At 63.4% G+C, this 13,341-nt stretch carries 13 protein-coding genes; 3 read left to right on the top strand and 10 right to left on the bottom strand.

The window, feature by feature from the left end; all coding sequences use genetic code 11:
- Window positions 1-2: 2 nt before the first annotated feature.
- Window positions 3-590, bottom strand: coding sequence for an O-methyltransferase (locus ACP7EG_RS01460; RefSeq protein WP_426086135.1), 588 nt, complete (start codon window positions 588-590; stop codon window positions 3-5).
- A 198-nt stretch (window positions 591-788) separates the two neighbouring features.
- Complete coding sequence (locus tag ACP7EG_RS01455; protein WP_426086134.1) at window positions 789-1,682, bottom strand: DMT family transporter; 894 nt, start codon at window positions 1,680-1,682, stop codon at window positions 789-791.
- 96 nt (window positions 1,683-1,778) lie between these two features.
- On the opposite strand from ACP7EG_RS01455, the gene ACP7EG_RS01450 reads away from it, so the two are divergent.
- Together ACP7EG_RS01450 and ACP7EG_RS01445 are read left to right on the top strand one after the other, a co-directional pair.
- Window positions 1,779-2,558, top strand: coding sequence for an AraC family transcriptional regulator (locus tag ACP7EG_RS01450; RefSeq protein WP_426086133.1), 780 nt, complete (start codon window positions 1,779-1,781; stop codon window positions 2,556-2,558).
- Between the two features lie 81 nt (window positions 2,559-2,639).
- Window positions 2,640-5,108, top strand: a complete 2,469-nt coding sequence (locus ACP7EG_RS01445; protein ID WP_426086132.1) for a hypothetical protein — start codon at window positions 2,640-2,642, stop codon at window positions 5,106-5,108.
- Window positions 5,109-5,245: 137 nt separating this feature from the next.
- Here the strand turns inward: ACP7EG_RS01445 and ACP7EG_RS01440 are convergent, their stop codons facing one another.
- The 4 genes from ACP7EG_RS01440 to ACP7EG_RS01425 are packed head-to-tail and all read right to left on the bottom strand — an operon-like array spanning window position 5,246 to window position 7,767.
- Window positions 5,246-5,890, bottom strand: a complete 645-nt coding sequence (locus tag ACP7EG_RS01440) for an FABP family protein (RefSeq protein ID WP_426086130.1) — start codon at window positions 5,888-5,890, stop codon at window positions 5,246-5,248.
- Between the two features lie 56 nt (window positions 5,891-5,946).
- Window positions 5,947-6,345, bottom strand: a complete 399-nt coding sequence (locus ACP7EG_RS01435) for a hypothetical protein (RefSeq protein ID WP_426086129.1) — start codon at window positions 6,343-6,345, stop codon at window positions 5,947-5,949.
- Window position 6,346: 1 nt separating this feature from the next.
- Window positions 6,347-7,150 (bottom strand): type I methionyl aminopeptidase, encoded by an 804-nt coding sequence (map, locus tag ACP7EG_RS01430; protein ID WP_426086128.1) that lies wholly within the window; start codon window positions 7,148-7,150, stop codon window positions 6,347-6,349.
- Window positions 7,151-7,167: 17 nt separating this feature from the next.
- Window positions 7,168-7,767, bottom strand: coding sequence for a TetR/AcrR family transcriptional regulator (locus tag ACP7EG_RS01425; RefSeq protein ID WP_426086127.1), 600 nt, complete (start codon window positions 7,765-7,767; stop codon window positions 7,168-7,170).
- 122 nt (window positions 7,768-7,889) lie between these two features.
- Here ACP7EG_RS01425 and ACP7EG_RS01420 point away from each other — a divergent pair, with 122 nt between their 5' ends.
- Complete coding sequence (locus tag ACP7EG_RS01420; RefSeq protein WP_426086126.1) at window positions 7,890-9,404, top strand: AMP nucleosidase; 1,515 nt, start codon at window positions 7,890-7,892, stop codon at window positions 9,402-9,404.
- Between the two features lie 7 nt (window positions 9,405-9,411).
- Here ACP7EG_RS01420 and ACP7EG_RS01415 read toward each other — a convergent pair whose 3' ends face one another.
- The 4 genes from ACP7EG_RS01415 to ACP7EG_RS01400 all read right to left on the bottom strand — a co-directional run bounded on the left by ACP7EG_RS01415 (window position 9,412) and on the right by ACP7EG_RS01400 (window position 13,243).
- On the bottom strand, window positions 9,412-9,882 hold the full coding sequence (locus tag ACP7EG_RS01415) for an RES family NAD+ phosphorylase (RefSeq protein ID WP_426086125.1): 471 nt from the start codon (window positions 9,880-9,882) through the stop codon (window positions 9,412-9,414).
- Window positions 9,879-10,355, bottom strand: a complete 477-nt coding sequence (locus ACP7EG_RS01410; RefSeq protein WP_426086124.1) for an antitoxin Xre-like helix-turn-helix domain-containing protein — start codon at window positions 10,353-10,355, stop codon at window positions 9,879-9,881. Before ACP7EG_RS01410 ends, ACP7EG_RS01415 begins: the two co-directional genes overlap by 4 nt.
- A 132-nt stretch (window positions 10,356-10,487) precedes the next feature.
- Window positions 10,488-10,958, bottom strand: a complete 471-nt coding sequence (locus tag ACP7EG_RS01405) for a DUF1854 domain-containing protein (RefSeq protein WP_426086123.1) — start codon at window positions 10,956-10,958, stop codon at window positions 10,488-10,490.
- Between the two features lie 2 nt (window positions 10,959-10,960).
- On the bottom strand, window positions 10,961-13,243 hold the full coding sequence (locus tag ACP7EG_RS01400; RefSeq protein ID WP_426086122.1) for an ABC transporter ATP-binding protein: 2,283 nt from the start codon (window positions 13,241-13,243) through the stop codon (window positions 10,961-10,963).
- Between the last annotated feature and the right edge of the window lie 98 nt (window positions 13,244-13,341).

Here is a 13,341-nt window from a genome sequence, read left to right as displayed (position 1 = left end):
AATCAGTTGCCGGACTTGACGGCGATGAATTCGCCCTTGCCGACGGTGGCCAGGCAGGCCGTATAGCGGCTGTCGGCGCGGATGGCCTCGATAAACTCCGCCATGTCCGCGTAATGCGAACTGGCGTTGTCGACCACCAGCACGCCGCCGGCCGCCAGCGCGCGGTCCAGCTGCGGCCACCATAGGGCGTATTGCTGGCGCGCGGAATCGAGGAAGATGAAATCGTAGGCGCCATCGGCCGCATCGCGCAGCACGTCGCCCGCATCCGCCAGCAGCTGGCCAATCACGCCTTGCAATTGCGCGCGCGCAAAGTTGGCATGCGCCATGTCGAACTTGTCCTGCGCCTTTTCCACCGTCACCACGCTGCCGCCCAGCGAGCGTGCCGCGCGCGCCAGCCACAGGGTGGAATAGCCGTTCGAGGTGCCAATTTCCAGCACCCGGCGCGCGCCGCGCGCGTGCACCAGTACGGCCAGCAATTCGCCCGTATCGCGCGTAATGTTGAGCATGCGGCTGGCGCGCTCGGCATGTTCAGCATCATTGGCCAGACCGAACGCTTCCAGTTCGCTCAACAGGGTATCGATGCTGTGCATGCTGTCTCCTTGTTCAAAGCATCAGCATAGCAAAAAAATCAAGTAATCCTCGGGAAATTAGTGTGAATTTATGACGAACAGAACCGGATGCTATGCAAGGCGCCTGTTGCGACGCAGTGCAAGCACTGCTAGCAGCGGGCAACGCTGCAGAGCGCCGGTTATGGAAGTCAGAAATCACAATAATTTATTGGGGGTTACTTAGGCGCTGGCGCGGCGGCGCAATGGATGTTTCAGGGTTTGCACCATCAGCACGCCCAGCAGGGTCACGCCGCCACCGATCACATCATAGCTGTGCAAGGTTTCACCGAGGAACAGCATGGCGATGATCACGGTGAACACGGGCAGCAAATTCATCAAGGTCGTCGCACGGCTGGGGCCCAGCTTGGCCAGGCCGTGCATCCACAAAAACGGCGCGATGATCGAGGCGGGGATGCCGGCAAACAGCACCAGCGGCAAGCCGGCGCTGGTGACGGGCGGCGCGGACTGGCTCAGGTAATACACGAACAGCACGGGCACGGCGCACCAGACCTGGATCAGCAAGGAATGCCAGTTATTCATGGGAATCTTCCAGCGCTTGAGCAGCACGCCGTAAGCCGCATACGACAGGCAAGCCAGCAGCATCAGGGCGTCGCCCACGGCCGCGCCATGGGCGAGCAGCGCGGCCGGGTCGCCATGGCTGAGCAGATAGCCGAGTCCCAGCAGCGACACCAGGCCACCGAACACGCCGCCCACGGTGGGCGCCTCTTTCAACACCAGCACGGACAAGCCCACGGCCAGCAGCGGCATCATCGACGCCAGAATGCCCATGTTGGTGGCCGTCGTCGTCTGCGCGGCGATGTACGCGAGGCACTGGTACATGACCATGCCCAGCATGCCCAACACAAACAGCTTCCCCAGATACGGTTTCACCACGGACCGCTGTTTCCACACGGGGCGGGCAAACACGAGCGCCAGCAGCACGCCGGCCAGCAGCCAGCGGTAGAACGAGATGGCGGCCGGGTCGATCACGCCGACAGCCATCTTGCTGACGATGGTATTGATGGCCCAGATCAGCACGGCAATCACGGGAAACAGATAATGCTTGGCTTTCATGCAAGTAACTCCACTATTCAATGACGGCCATTTTCGCATGGTCCGATTCCATGGATATAATGAAAACCGGACAAACGATGCAAAGAACAGGACAAGATGGCCAGCAACCAGCATTTTCCCGCCGTTTCCGACGCCCTGCCCTATCCCGTGTACTTTCGCCTCGACGATTATCACGCACACCAGCAATTCGATTACCAGAGCCATCCCTGGGGCCAGCTCACGTATTGCTCCACGGGCGTGATGGAAATCATGGTGGCGGGCCAGCGCTACCTGTCGCCGCCCCAGTACGCCGTGTGGATACCGCCCGAGACCTTGCACGACGGCTATATCCGCCAGGATGTCGTGTTTCACTCGGCCTACATCGACGCCAGCCTGTGCATGCAGCTGCCGGCGCAGCCGTGCGCGCTGGTATTGAGTCCCTTGCTCAAGGCCATACTCGGCGACTTCGCCGAAAGGGGCGTCACCACGCCCGCCACCCTGGCCGACCAGCGCCTGGCGCAAGTGCTGGTCGACCAATTGCAGCTGGCGCCGTGCAGCCGCAACTACCTGCCCGGCAGCGACGAGCCCGTCATCGCGGCGCTGCTGGCCGCCCTGCAGGCGGACCCCGGTAGTAACCGCTCACTGGCCGAGTGGGCCGCGCAATTGCATGTGACCGAACGCACGCTGGCGCGCCGCTGCCAGCGCGAACTGGGCATGCCGTTCGGCGAATGGCGCCAGCGCCAGCGCTTCCTGGCGGCCCTGCCCCTGCTGGAACAGGGCGACACCGTGCAGGCGATCGCGCTGGAACTGGGCTACAGCACGGCCTCGGCCTTCATCGCCATGTTTCGCCGCCAGAGCGGCGGCACGCCGGATCAGTTCCGCCGCGGCCTGCGCTGAAAAAGCCGGTCCGCTTTGTCATGGTTTGTCATATGAGGATGCTAAAATCCAAACATCTTTCCAGAGAGCAAAAGGACGCGCATGAACCCCAGCACCGAGACGGCCCATGACACCCCAGGCAGCGAGGATGCGCCGCAGGTGACGGAGACAGCCGCGACGGCGCCAGCGCCCATCCGCCTCGACAAGGAAGACATACCCACCGTGCTGGGCAAGCTGCGCACGCTGGTGCAGGACAAGACGCGTTTTGAGCCGCAGGACATCACGCCGCTGGGCGAGGAAGACGTGCTGCAGGATTTTTCCCTGCAAGCCAATTACGCGCTCGAAGCGCACTTCGAACAGCGCGTCATCAATGGCTACTTCGCGCCAGCGGGCAATGACTCCCGCTGCCAGGGTGGCCTCCACGAGGTGGGAGCACTCGCTCACGCGCAGGAGAAGGAGCGGCTGCGCCGCGCGGCCGGCAAGCTCGACAATGCCTTGCGCCAGGCGGGCCAGGCCTACAATGGCATCGAGGCAGGCGTCTACCTGCCGCACGCCGTCAAGTACTGGCACCTGGACACTTGCAACAACTGTCATGGAAAAGGCCGCATCAGCTGCCACACCTGCCACGGCTTGACCACGGAAACGTGCTGGAGCTGCCACGGCGGGCGCACCGTCAGCTGTGACGCGTATGGCTGCTACGGCAGCGGCAAGGTGTCGTGCTCGTATTGCAGCGGCAGCGGCTCGGTCGCCGAGCAAGTCACCGATTACGTGACGGTGCAGGTGCCCACTATCACCTACAGCAACGGCAGCTCGCACACCAGCTACCACAGCGAAACGCGCACGCAATACCGCACCGAGCATCGCAATTGCTACCATTGCAGCTACGGCAAGGTCACGTGCAACAGCTGCCACGGTTCCGGCAACATCAATTGCGGCACTTGCCGCGCCAGCGGCAGTGTCACCTGCCGTACCTGCAGCGGCGTGGGTGACTTGCGCTGCAACCCCTGCGACGGCTCCGGCAAGGTGGGCAAGGCGGCCTGGGTCGACGTACACGTGGCACCCGGCTACAGCGTCAGCCTGCCCAAGCAGGCGCCCGACGACGCGCGCCGCATCCGCGACAAGGAGAGCGTGCACTCACTGGCGGCCATTGCCAGCAGCATGGCCCTGGCGAAAGTGAGCATTTACAATGAAGACCAGCCGCAGGAAGTCGACGCCCTGTACGCAGGCAAGCTGCGCATCGTGCGCCTGGACGCATCGTGCAACGCCGAAAAGCACCACTTGGTGGCGTACGGCACCGACTTGCGCTGGCTGACACTGGACGACATCGTGGAAAAGCTGCTGCGCGGCGACCTCAAGGCGCTCAGCGACGCGCTGGCCGGCAGCGCCGACGACGGCCTGTTCTCGGCCCATGTGCAGGGTTTGCTCACGCCGCTGCGCGACGTGGCCGCCTCGGAACTGAATGCGGACGTGATCGAGTCTGTCCTCAGCGGCGAGGCAGACCACGCACACGTCGATGTCGTCTCCGCCGAGTATGCGCAGAATGTGCGCACCTGCGTGCTCGGTGCCTTGCGCCAGGTCTACACGCGGCTAGCCAAGCAATTCTGGTGGAAAAGCGCGCTGGCCGCGCTGGCCGCCGCCATCGCCACCTGGTTCTTTGCCGGACGCGGTGCCGCCGCCGTCGCCGGCCTGCTCGTCACGGGCGCCGGCTACTGGCTGTTCAACCGCAAGGTCAAAGCCGTGCTCAGCGAAGCGCTGGGCGGCGAGCAGCAAGCCGCACGCGCCATGGGCATCGCCGGCAAGGGCCGCCGCAATCAGCTGGCGCAAGTGCTGGTCCTCGCCCCGGCCAGCCTGGCCGTGCTGGCCGCCAGCTATGGCTTGCCCGTGCGCGTGCGCCCGGTTTCTGCGCCACCGCAAACGGCCATGGCCTCGGCCCCCGTCGCGCCGCATGCACCGGCCGTCATACCGCAGGACGCGAGCAGCGCCAAGGCCGTCAAGCTGTACGAAAATGGCGACAAGGTGCAGGCACTGGCTATGCTGGAAAGCCTGGTCGGCAAGGGCGACGCGGGCGCGTATGGGCTATATGGCTGGATGCTGCTGATGGGCGAAGGCAAACCCGGCCCCGCCACGGCGCCAACGGTGCAGCAGCGCGAGGCGCGCCAGGTGGCCGCCAAGCCCCTGGTCGGCAAGGGTTTGCTGAAGAACGACAGCTATGCGCTGACGGCGAAGGGCGTGATGCTGGCCGAAGGCTGGCAAGAGCCGCGCAACATGGCGCGCGGCCTGGACCTGCTGAAACAGGCCGCCAACAAGGGCAATGCGCAAGCCATGCATTTGCTGGGCCTGTATCATGTGCGCGGCTACCAGATCCCCGTCAACCACACGGAAGCGCGCAAATGGTTCACCCAGGCCGCCGACAAGGGCAGCGCGGGCGATATCTACAATCTTGGCTTGATGGATTGGGAAGGCGCGGGCTTGAAACGCCCCGACCGCGCCAGCGCCATGCAGCGCTGGAAGATCGCCGCCGCCATGGGCGAGGAGCGCGCGATCAAGGCCGTCGCCCAGGGACAGCCTTAAGGAGCACCTGAGAAAAAGCCCATGGCGTTGTTGCATTGCCTGGCCGTACGTTCGTACTGCCTGCGGCAACGCGCCTAGCCCTGAGCATTTTTCAGGCGCTCCAACAGAATGGCGGCAAGAACCGCCGCTTCCGATTTTTATGCTGCCGCCAGCGCCTGCAAGGCCATCGGGTTCGGCGTCGGCTCGCCGATTTTCGTCAGCAGATTGCGGTCCGTGTGGTGGAACGGCTCGTCCTTGCCGCGGATCAGCATGACCGTGTCTTCATCGTAGCCCCAGGTGCCATCGGCGTGGATATCGACCTTGATGCGATATTCGACCGTGGTGAACGCGTGTTCGAGGAAGGGGTTTGAGCAGATGCCGTACGCCGTCGAATCGCGCTTGGCCACCAGTTCGAAACTGGTGGCGTCCGCCGTCGTCGTGCCGGACGCCATGGCGATCTGGCCGCGCGGGATGGCCAGGGTCTGGATCACGGCGCCCGTGGCCGGCTCCCACAGCCAGTAGCCCACCTGTTCATGGTAGGTTTTTACCTGGTCCGGCTTGGTGATGTGGATGTAGTAGCGCAAGCCGTAGAACAGCTGCGGGCCATTGGTGACGGGGTCGATCGGCTGCAGTTCGATGCGCTCGACGAAAGCCTGCTTGCGCGGGCCGTCCGCTTTCGGCTTGACGTCCAGGCCGCGCGTGCCCGTCCAGATGCCGGCCATGCCCGTCAATGGGCCCAGGTTGTTCAGGGTGTGCACGTCGGCGGACGGCTCGGTGTAGATATCTTCGGGAAAATCGCTCATGCGGAAGTCTTCAAAATGGGGCAACAGTGCTTGCCGCCATTGTAAGACCCACGCCGCTATCCGGGAAAGAGCGCGATGTGGCGTTCGATGAACAGCAAGGCTGCTGTCGCCAGCGCGGGGCGCTGCGATTCAAACACAGCTGCATCGCGCGTTTGCAGCAGATTGGCGGCCACCTCGGGCAGCAGCAAGTCATCGGCGATCAGCACCGCCACCGCTTCAATGTTCGCGTACAGGGCGCTGTCGAAGCCTTCCCAGTCCACATAGGCCAGCCACTCGGCCAGCGTCACCACGCCAGCGACGGGCGGCGCCAGGGCCCCGATGCGATCAAGGCGCAGCACGCTGTCGCTGCGGATGCCTTCCTGCTGCTGCACGGCCAGCGCCACCTGCTGCAGCGCATCTTCGGCGTCGTGCCGGTGCTGGTTCAGCAGGCGCTGCGTCAGGCTGGCGCTGTGCATCTCAGACCAGCGGGTCCGGCAAACCGGTCAGGGTGAAGATTTCAAAGCCCGTTTCCGTCACGGCCAGCGAGTGCTCGAACTGCGCCGACAGCGAACGGTCTTTCGTCACCGTCGTCCATTTGTCGGGCAAGACCTTGACCTGGTAGCTGCCCACGTTGAGCATCGGTTCAATCGTGAAAATCATGCCCGGTTCGAGCACGATGCCGGTGCCGGCGCGGCCATAGTGCAGCACTTGCGGCGTGTCGTGGAAGACCTGGCCCACGCCATGGCCGCAGAAGTCGCGCACAGAGGAAAAGCCCTGCGCCCTAGCCACCGCCTCGATGGCGGCGCCCACGTCGCCCAGGGTCGCGCCCGGGCGCACCGTATGGATGCCGGCCATCATGGCGTCATACGCCGTGTTGACGAGGCGGTTGGCCAGGATGGAGACGGCGCCCACTTTGAAGGTGCGGCTGGTGTCGCCGAACCAGCCCTGGAACTTCGGCGTCACGTCGATGTTCAGAATGTCGCCCACTTTCAGAATTTTCGTTTCCGACGGGATGCCGTGCGTGACCACGTGATTGACGGAGATGCAGCTGGCGTGCTTGTAGCCGTGGTAGTCGATGGTGCCGGGGATGGCGCCGGCGGCGCGCATGAATTCTTCGCACAGGGCGTCGAGTTTGGCCGTCGAGACGCCCGGTTTCACGAAAGGCGCGATGTAGTCGAGCGTGTCGGCGGCGATGCGGCCGGCCGCGCGCATGCCGATGAAACCTTCTTCGTCGTGCAGGGGGATTTTCTTGCCGTGTTCAAGCTGGGTGGAATAGCGCATGGGGATTCTTTTCTTTGTTAGTGTGATGTGGCGTGGGCGGCCCAGCCGCGCACGGCGTCGTGCGAAGCGCGCAGCATGGCGTCGACGCTGGCCGGTATCGGCCGCTCCTGGGTCAGGTAAGGCTTGACGACGGCCACGGGCGCGTCGATCAGCACGAATTTGAGCAGCATGTGATCGAGGTCCAGCTGCGTGGTGGCGGGCATGGCTTCGGCGCAGCGGACAAAGCAGGCGTCGAGCGCCGCCTGCTCCTCTTCCACGGCGGCCAGCAATTGCTCGCTGAGGCCACTGCTGAAATCGGGGCTGTCCGCGCATTGCAGCAGGAAGCGCGCATATACAGGCTTGCGCCGGCACCAGTCCAGCAAGCCGTGCACGCCGGCCCAGGTATCGCCGCCGAGCCAGCGGCTGGCCACTTCCTCGCGGAAATCGCTCTTCACGCGCAGCCAGGCGCGCGCCAGGATGGCGTTGCGCGAATCGAAGCGGTGATACACGGAGCCGATGGGCGCGCCGGCCTTGACGGCGATGGCGGCCATCGACACGGCAGCCACGCCGCACTGGGCGGCGACGGCAATCGCGCTGTCGATGAAGTTGTTTTCGTTGAATTTTGCGAGTCTGACCATTCAAATAGAATACAGATTCTATTTGAATCCGTCAAGCGGCCCCGCCAGGCAAGAAACGCATCCAACGCGACTTGCCCCGCTGCCTTACAATGATATGCACGAACCGCTAAAGGAGAATCCGCTTGCTTACGCCCCCCTTCATCGCCTCCTCCCGCTTCGACGATCCACGCCTGGCGTTGGAACAAGTGCAAGCCATTTACCGCAGCAGCATCGAACACCTGCGCGATGCGCTGCAGCGCTTTGTCGCCGGCGAAGACATGCACGAGCGCGTACGCGCCTGCTACCCCTTCGTGCGCATCCAGACCGACACTGTGGCGCGCGCCGACTCGCCGCTGGCCTACGGCTTTGTCGCCGGTCCCGGCGTGTTTGAAACCACCCTGACGCGCCCCGACCTGTTCGGCGACTATTACCTCGACCAGTTCACCCTGCTGCTGAAAAACCATAACGGCGGCCAGAATGTCCACCTGGAAGTGGGCGTCAGCGCCCAGCCCATCCCCGTGCATTTTTCGTTCGCCGAGCATGACCATATCGAAGGCAATATGGATGCGGGCCGCCGCCTGGCCATGCGCGACCTGTTCGACCTGCCCGACCTGTCGGCCATGGACGACGGCATCGCCAACGGCACGCACGAACCGGCGCATGGCGAAGCGCAGCCGCTGGCCCTGTTCACGGGGCCGCGCGTCGATTACTCGCTGCAGCGCCTGCGCCACTACAGCGGCACCTCGCCGCAGCATTTCCAGAACTTCGTCCTGTTTACCAATTACCAGTTCTACATCGACGAATTCATCCGCCTGGGGCACGCCATGATGGACCGCGCGCCCGACGCGCAAGCACCATCGGACGAAGACGGCTATATCGCCTTTGTCGAACCGGGCAATGTGGTCACGCGCAGGGTCGGCCAGACGGTGGAAAGCGAGGATGCGCTGGGCGCCGCGCCGCCGCGCCTGCCGCAGATGCCCGCGTATCACCTGCTGCGCGCCGATGGCAGCGGCATCACCATGGTCAATATCGGCGTGGGACCGGCCAATGCCAAGACCATCACCGACCATATCGCCGTGCTGCGCCCGCACGCCTGGCTGATGCTCGGTCATTGCGCCGGCTTGCGCACCACGCAAAGCCTGGGCGACTACGTGCTGGCGCATGCGTACGTGCGCGAAGACCATGTGCTCGACGAAGACTTGCCGCTGTGGGTGCCGATTCCGCCGCTGGCGGAAATCCAGCAGGCGCTGCAAACGGCGGTGGCGGAAATCACCCAGCTGACGGGGCATGATTTGAAACACATCATGCGCACGGGAACCGTGGCCAGCACGGATAACCGCAACTGGGAACTGCTGCCGCAGCGCACGCCGGAACGCCGTTTCAGCCAGAGCCGCGCCATCGCGCTGGACATGGAAAGCGCGACGATTGCCGCCAACGGCTTCCGCTTCCGCGTCCCGTACGGCACCCTGCTGTGCGTGAGCGACAAGCCGCTGCACGGCGAAATCAAGCTGCCCGGCATGGCCAACCACTTCTACCGCGAGCGCGTCGACCAGCATCTGCGCATCGGCATCCGCGCCGTGGAACTGCTGCGCCGCCAGGGCGTGGACCGGCTGCACAGCCGCAAATTGCGCAGCTTTGCGGAAGTGGCGTTTCAGTAAGCCTGCGTCAAGGGAAAAACCGGGGATCGTAGCTCCACCGCCTGACGGTGCTGGCGGTGACCGCCGCGGCATCGGCATGGCAGGGGTTGAGCAAGACATTGTATTCGTCGGGCACGATCACGGAAGGCACCAGCAGCAAGGCGGATTTTCCCGCTGCGATCCAGCCATCGCCGGCCCGCTTGCCCGACAAGCCGGCCGGTATGGCATCCCAGCCGCCGGGAAATGGGTCGAGTACCTGGCGCGCATTCCACACGACATCGGGAATGGCGATACGCACCAGGTAACGGTTGAACGGCAGGCCGCCACCCCGCAGGTAATGCACGGTTTCCAGGGTGGCCAGGGCGATACTTGTCGAGCAATACACGACGGGGACGCCCTGGCTGTTCCAGCGGCCGCCCGTGATCCTCGCGCCGGTGCCGCTCAGGTCACTGGCGGGATAGGCTGGCGTCTCGACGGCAATACGCCAGAGCACATTCATGCATAGGCTCCGCTCTGCGTCATGGACAGCAATTGCACCACCAGTTTTTGTCCCTCGAAGGTATCCATATAGCTGGCCGGCGTCGCGCCCGCCAGCGCAGGCAGCGGCTTGCTCAGCCAATCGGAGACCCAGCGCGCCGCGTCAAAGCCGACGGGATCGCCCGATTGTTCGACCATCGCCTGCACCATGCCGATCAGGGTTTCAACACCCAGTACGCGCTCCGATTCATCCTTCGACAGCAAGCTGGCGTCTTTCTCCTTGCGGCTGATGGTGGCACGCGACAACCCCAGGCTGGACAACAGGAATTCCTTGCTCATGCCCATGCGCGCGGACAAGCGGCTGATCGTCGAAGCTGGGATGCCCCGCCGTATCAGCGCAATGCGCGCATCAGTGTCAAAGCCATACAGCGCCATGCCCTCGTATAGCGTTCTCGCTTGCTGGAGCGGGACGGGAATATCAACTTGCTGCGCCATAATCGCCTCCTTTAAGACATCAGTATAGCTCAAATGAGGCAAATCACAAGGTTTGCTCATGCCAAAAAAAATGCCGTTCAGCGCAGGCTGAACGGCATGAGCGGCGGCACTGCACCGCATTCAGGGCGTTTCCTACAGGAATCGATCCAAAATCTTCCGCGTCGTCTTGTCGATATTGAACATGTCGCGTATCAAAAAGTGGATGCCGTGGTTGTCGGCAATCAGCAGCGATGTGGCGCCGATGCGGCGGATGTCTTCCTCGCCTTTCAGCACGAATTGCGTCTCGCCCCGGTCCGTGTCCACATGCCAGGTGCATGGCGTGGCAAAGCTGGAAACGCTTTTCACGCGCGCGATCTCGGGCATGAATTCGCGCCCTTCCAGCTCTTCCTGCAGCAGGCTGCGCGCCGGCTCCGGCAAGGTGTCGAGGCGTTCGATCCACGCCACTTCCTTGCCATTGCCCAGCACCAGCGAAATGCCTTCGTCGGGCGACTGGATGGGGAAGGCGCGCACGGGCGCCACGCCGTCAAAAACCTGACCGTCTTCGGCCGTCATCACCAGCTTGCCGAAGGTGTCGCGGCTTAATGTAAAAGTTGTACTGGCCATGCTTATTCCTTGTCATCCAGGGCGAGTTCGTTGTTGCGCGCCTGTGCTTCGTAGAGGCGGAAATAGGCGCCCTCTTTCGCCATCAGTTCATCGTGACTGCCCACTTCGACGACCTGGCCGCGATCCAGCACCACCAGGCGATCGGCCCGGTGCAAGGTCGACAGCCTGTGCGCGATGGCGATCGTCGTGCGGCCTTGCACCAGGTTATCGAGCGCCTTCTGGATTTCTTTTTCCGTTTCCGAATCGACCGACGATGTCGCTTCATCCATGATCAGGATGCGCGGGTCGATCAGCAAGGCGCGGGCAATCGAGATGCGCTGGCGTTCGCCGCCGGACAGGCCCTGGCCACGCTCGCCCACCATCGAATCGTAGCCTTGCGGCAGGCGCAGGATGAATTCGTGCGCATGCGCGGCGCGCGCGGCGGCGATGATGTCCTGGCGCGACGCGTGCGGCTTGCCGTAGGCGATATTTTCCGCGATGGTGCCGAAGAACAGGAACGGCTCCTGCAGCACCAAGCCGATATTGCGGCGGTAGTCGGACACGGCGAACGAGCGGATATCGACGCCATCGAGCAAAATCGCCCCTTCCGACACGTCATAGAAGCGGCAGATCAGGTTGACCAGCGTACTCTTGCCCGAACCGCTGTGGCCCACCAGGCCGATCATCTCGCCAGCCTTGATGTTCAGGGTGATGCCGCGGTTGACGGCCCGGTTGCCGTAGCGGAAACCGACTTCGCGCAAATCGATCCTGCCTTCGATCTTCTCCAGTTTCACGGGGTGCGCCGGTTCCGGCACGCTCGACACGTGGTCGAGGATGTCGAAGATGCGCTTGGCGGCGGACGCCGATTTCTGCGTCACGGAAACGATGCGGCTCATGGAATCGAGGCGGCCGTAGAAGCGCGTGCTGTAGGCGATGAAGGCGGTCAGTACGCCGACGGTGATTTCGCCGCGCGACAATTGCCAGATGCCGAAGCACCAGATGACCAGCAAGCCCATCTCCGTCAGGAACGAGACGGTGGGCGAGAACAGCGACCAGACCTTGTTCAACTTGTCGTTGACGGCCAGGTTGTGCGCGTTGGCGTCGCGGAAGCGTGCCGCTTCGCGTTTTTCCTGCGCAAACGCTTTTACTACACGAATGCCAGGGATGGTATCGGCCAGCACGTTGGTCACTTCGCTCCACACGCGGTCGATCTTTTCAAAGCCCGTGCGCAAGCGGTCGCGCACCAGGTGGATCATCCAGGCGATGAAGGGCAAGGGTGCCAGGGTCATGATGGCCAGCCACGGGTTCATTGACCACAGAATGACGCCCGTCATGATGATCATCAGCACGTCGGAGGCAAAATCGAGCAAATGCAGCGAGAGGAAGACGCAGATGCGGTCGCTGCCGCTGCCGATGCGCGACATCAGGTCGCCCGTGCGCTTGCCGCCGAAAAATTCCAGCGACAGTTTCATCAGGTGTTCATACGTGGCCGAGCGCAGGTCGGCACCCATGCGTTCGGACACCAGGGCCAGCACATACGTCTTGCCCCAGCCCAGCAGCCAGGCCAGCAGGGCCGAGCCGAGCAAGCCGCTCATGTAGTACACCACCAGCCACGGGTCGATATGCTTGCCGTTCTGATACGGGATCAGCACATTGTCCATCAGCGGCGCCGTCAGGTAGGGCGGAATCATGTGCGCGGCGGTGCTCAGCAGCATCAGCATGAAACCCAGGGCCAGCTGGCCACGGTAAGGGTGGGCAAAGCGCCACAGGCGGAACAGGGTCCAGGTGGACGGCGGCGTGTACAGCACCTTGGCGCAGATCGGGCATTCTTCCTGCTCCGGCTCCAGAGGCGCCTTGCAACTCGGGCACACTTCCTGTTCCGCTTGCAGCACGGGCTGGCCCGTCAGGTGGCTGTCGAGGCGCTCGACGAACTGTTCCAGCACGCGGATCGCATGCAGGTTCTGTCCCAGGGTGAAGCGCCACGAGGCCAGGCGGCCGTGGTCATCGAACAGTTCCAGGTGGCCGACACCGGCGTGGTCGTGGTGCGTCAGGCGCAATCCAGGGCGGAAAGACCAGCTTTTCCAGTCGGTATCGCCCGGTGAACGGGCCAGCAAACGCTTCTCGGTGACAACAATTATGCCTTTTGTGAAACGTAATCGCGCATCGAGGTCAACCTCAACGCTACTTAAAACGTTCTCCCCTGGAGAAAGGTTGCTCTCCACCTCCGCCAGCCAGGCTTCTGCTACCGGCGCCGGCAGCGAGGTGAGGGGAATAGTTGTTGCAGGAACACTCAGTTCAGTTGTCATCGTAAAGCATACTCCGGCTCGAGGCCAAGCCCTTCAGGGCGGGATTTGGGGGATGGGGCAGACGCCCGATCAATGTTTGTGTACTGCGCGATGGCGAG

Origin of the sequence: Janthinobacterium sp. PSPC1-1 (assembly GCF_049897625.1) — a bacterium.
Classification (GTDB): Bacteria; Pseudomonadota; Gammaproteobacteria; order Burkholderiales; family Burkholderiaceae_D; genus Janthinobacterium; species Janthinobacterium tructae.
Note: the sequence above shows the minus strand (reverse complement) of the source record. Positions and strands in the feature narration are given on the sequence as shown.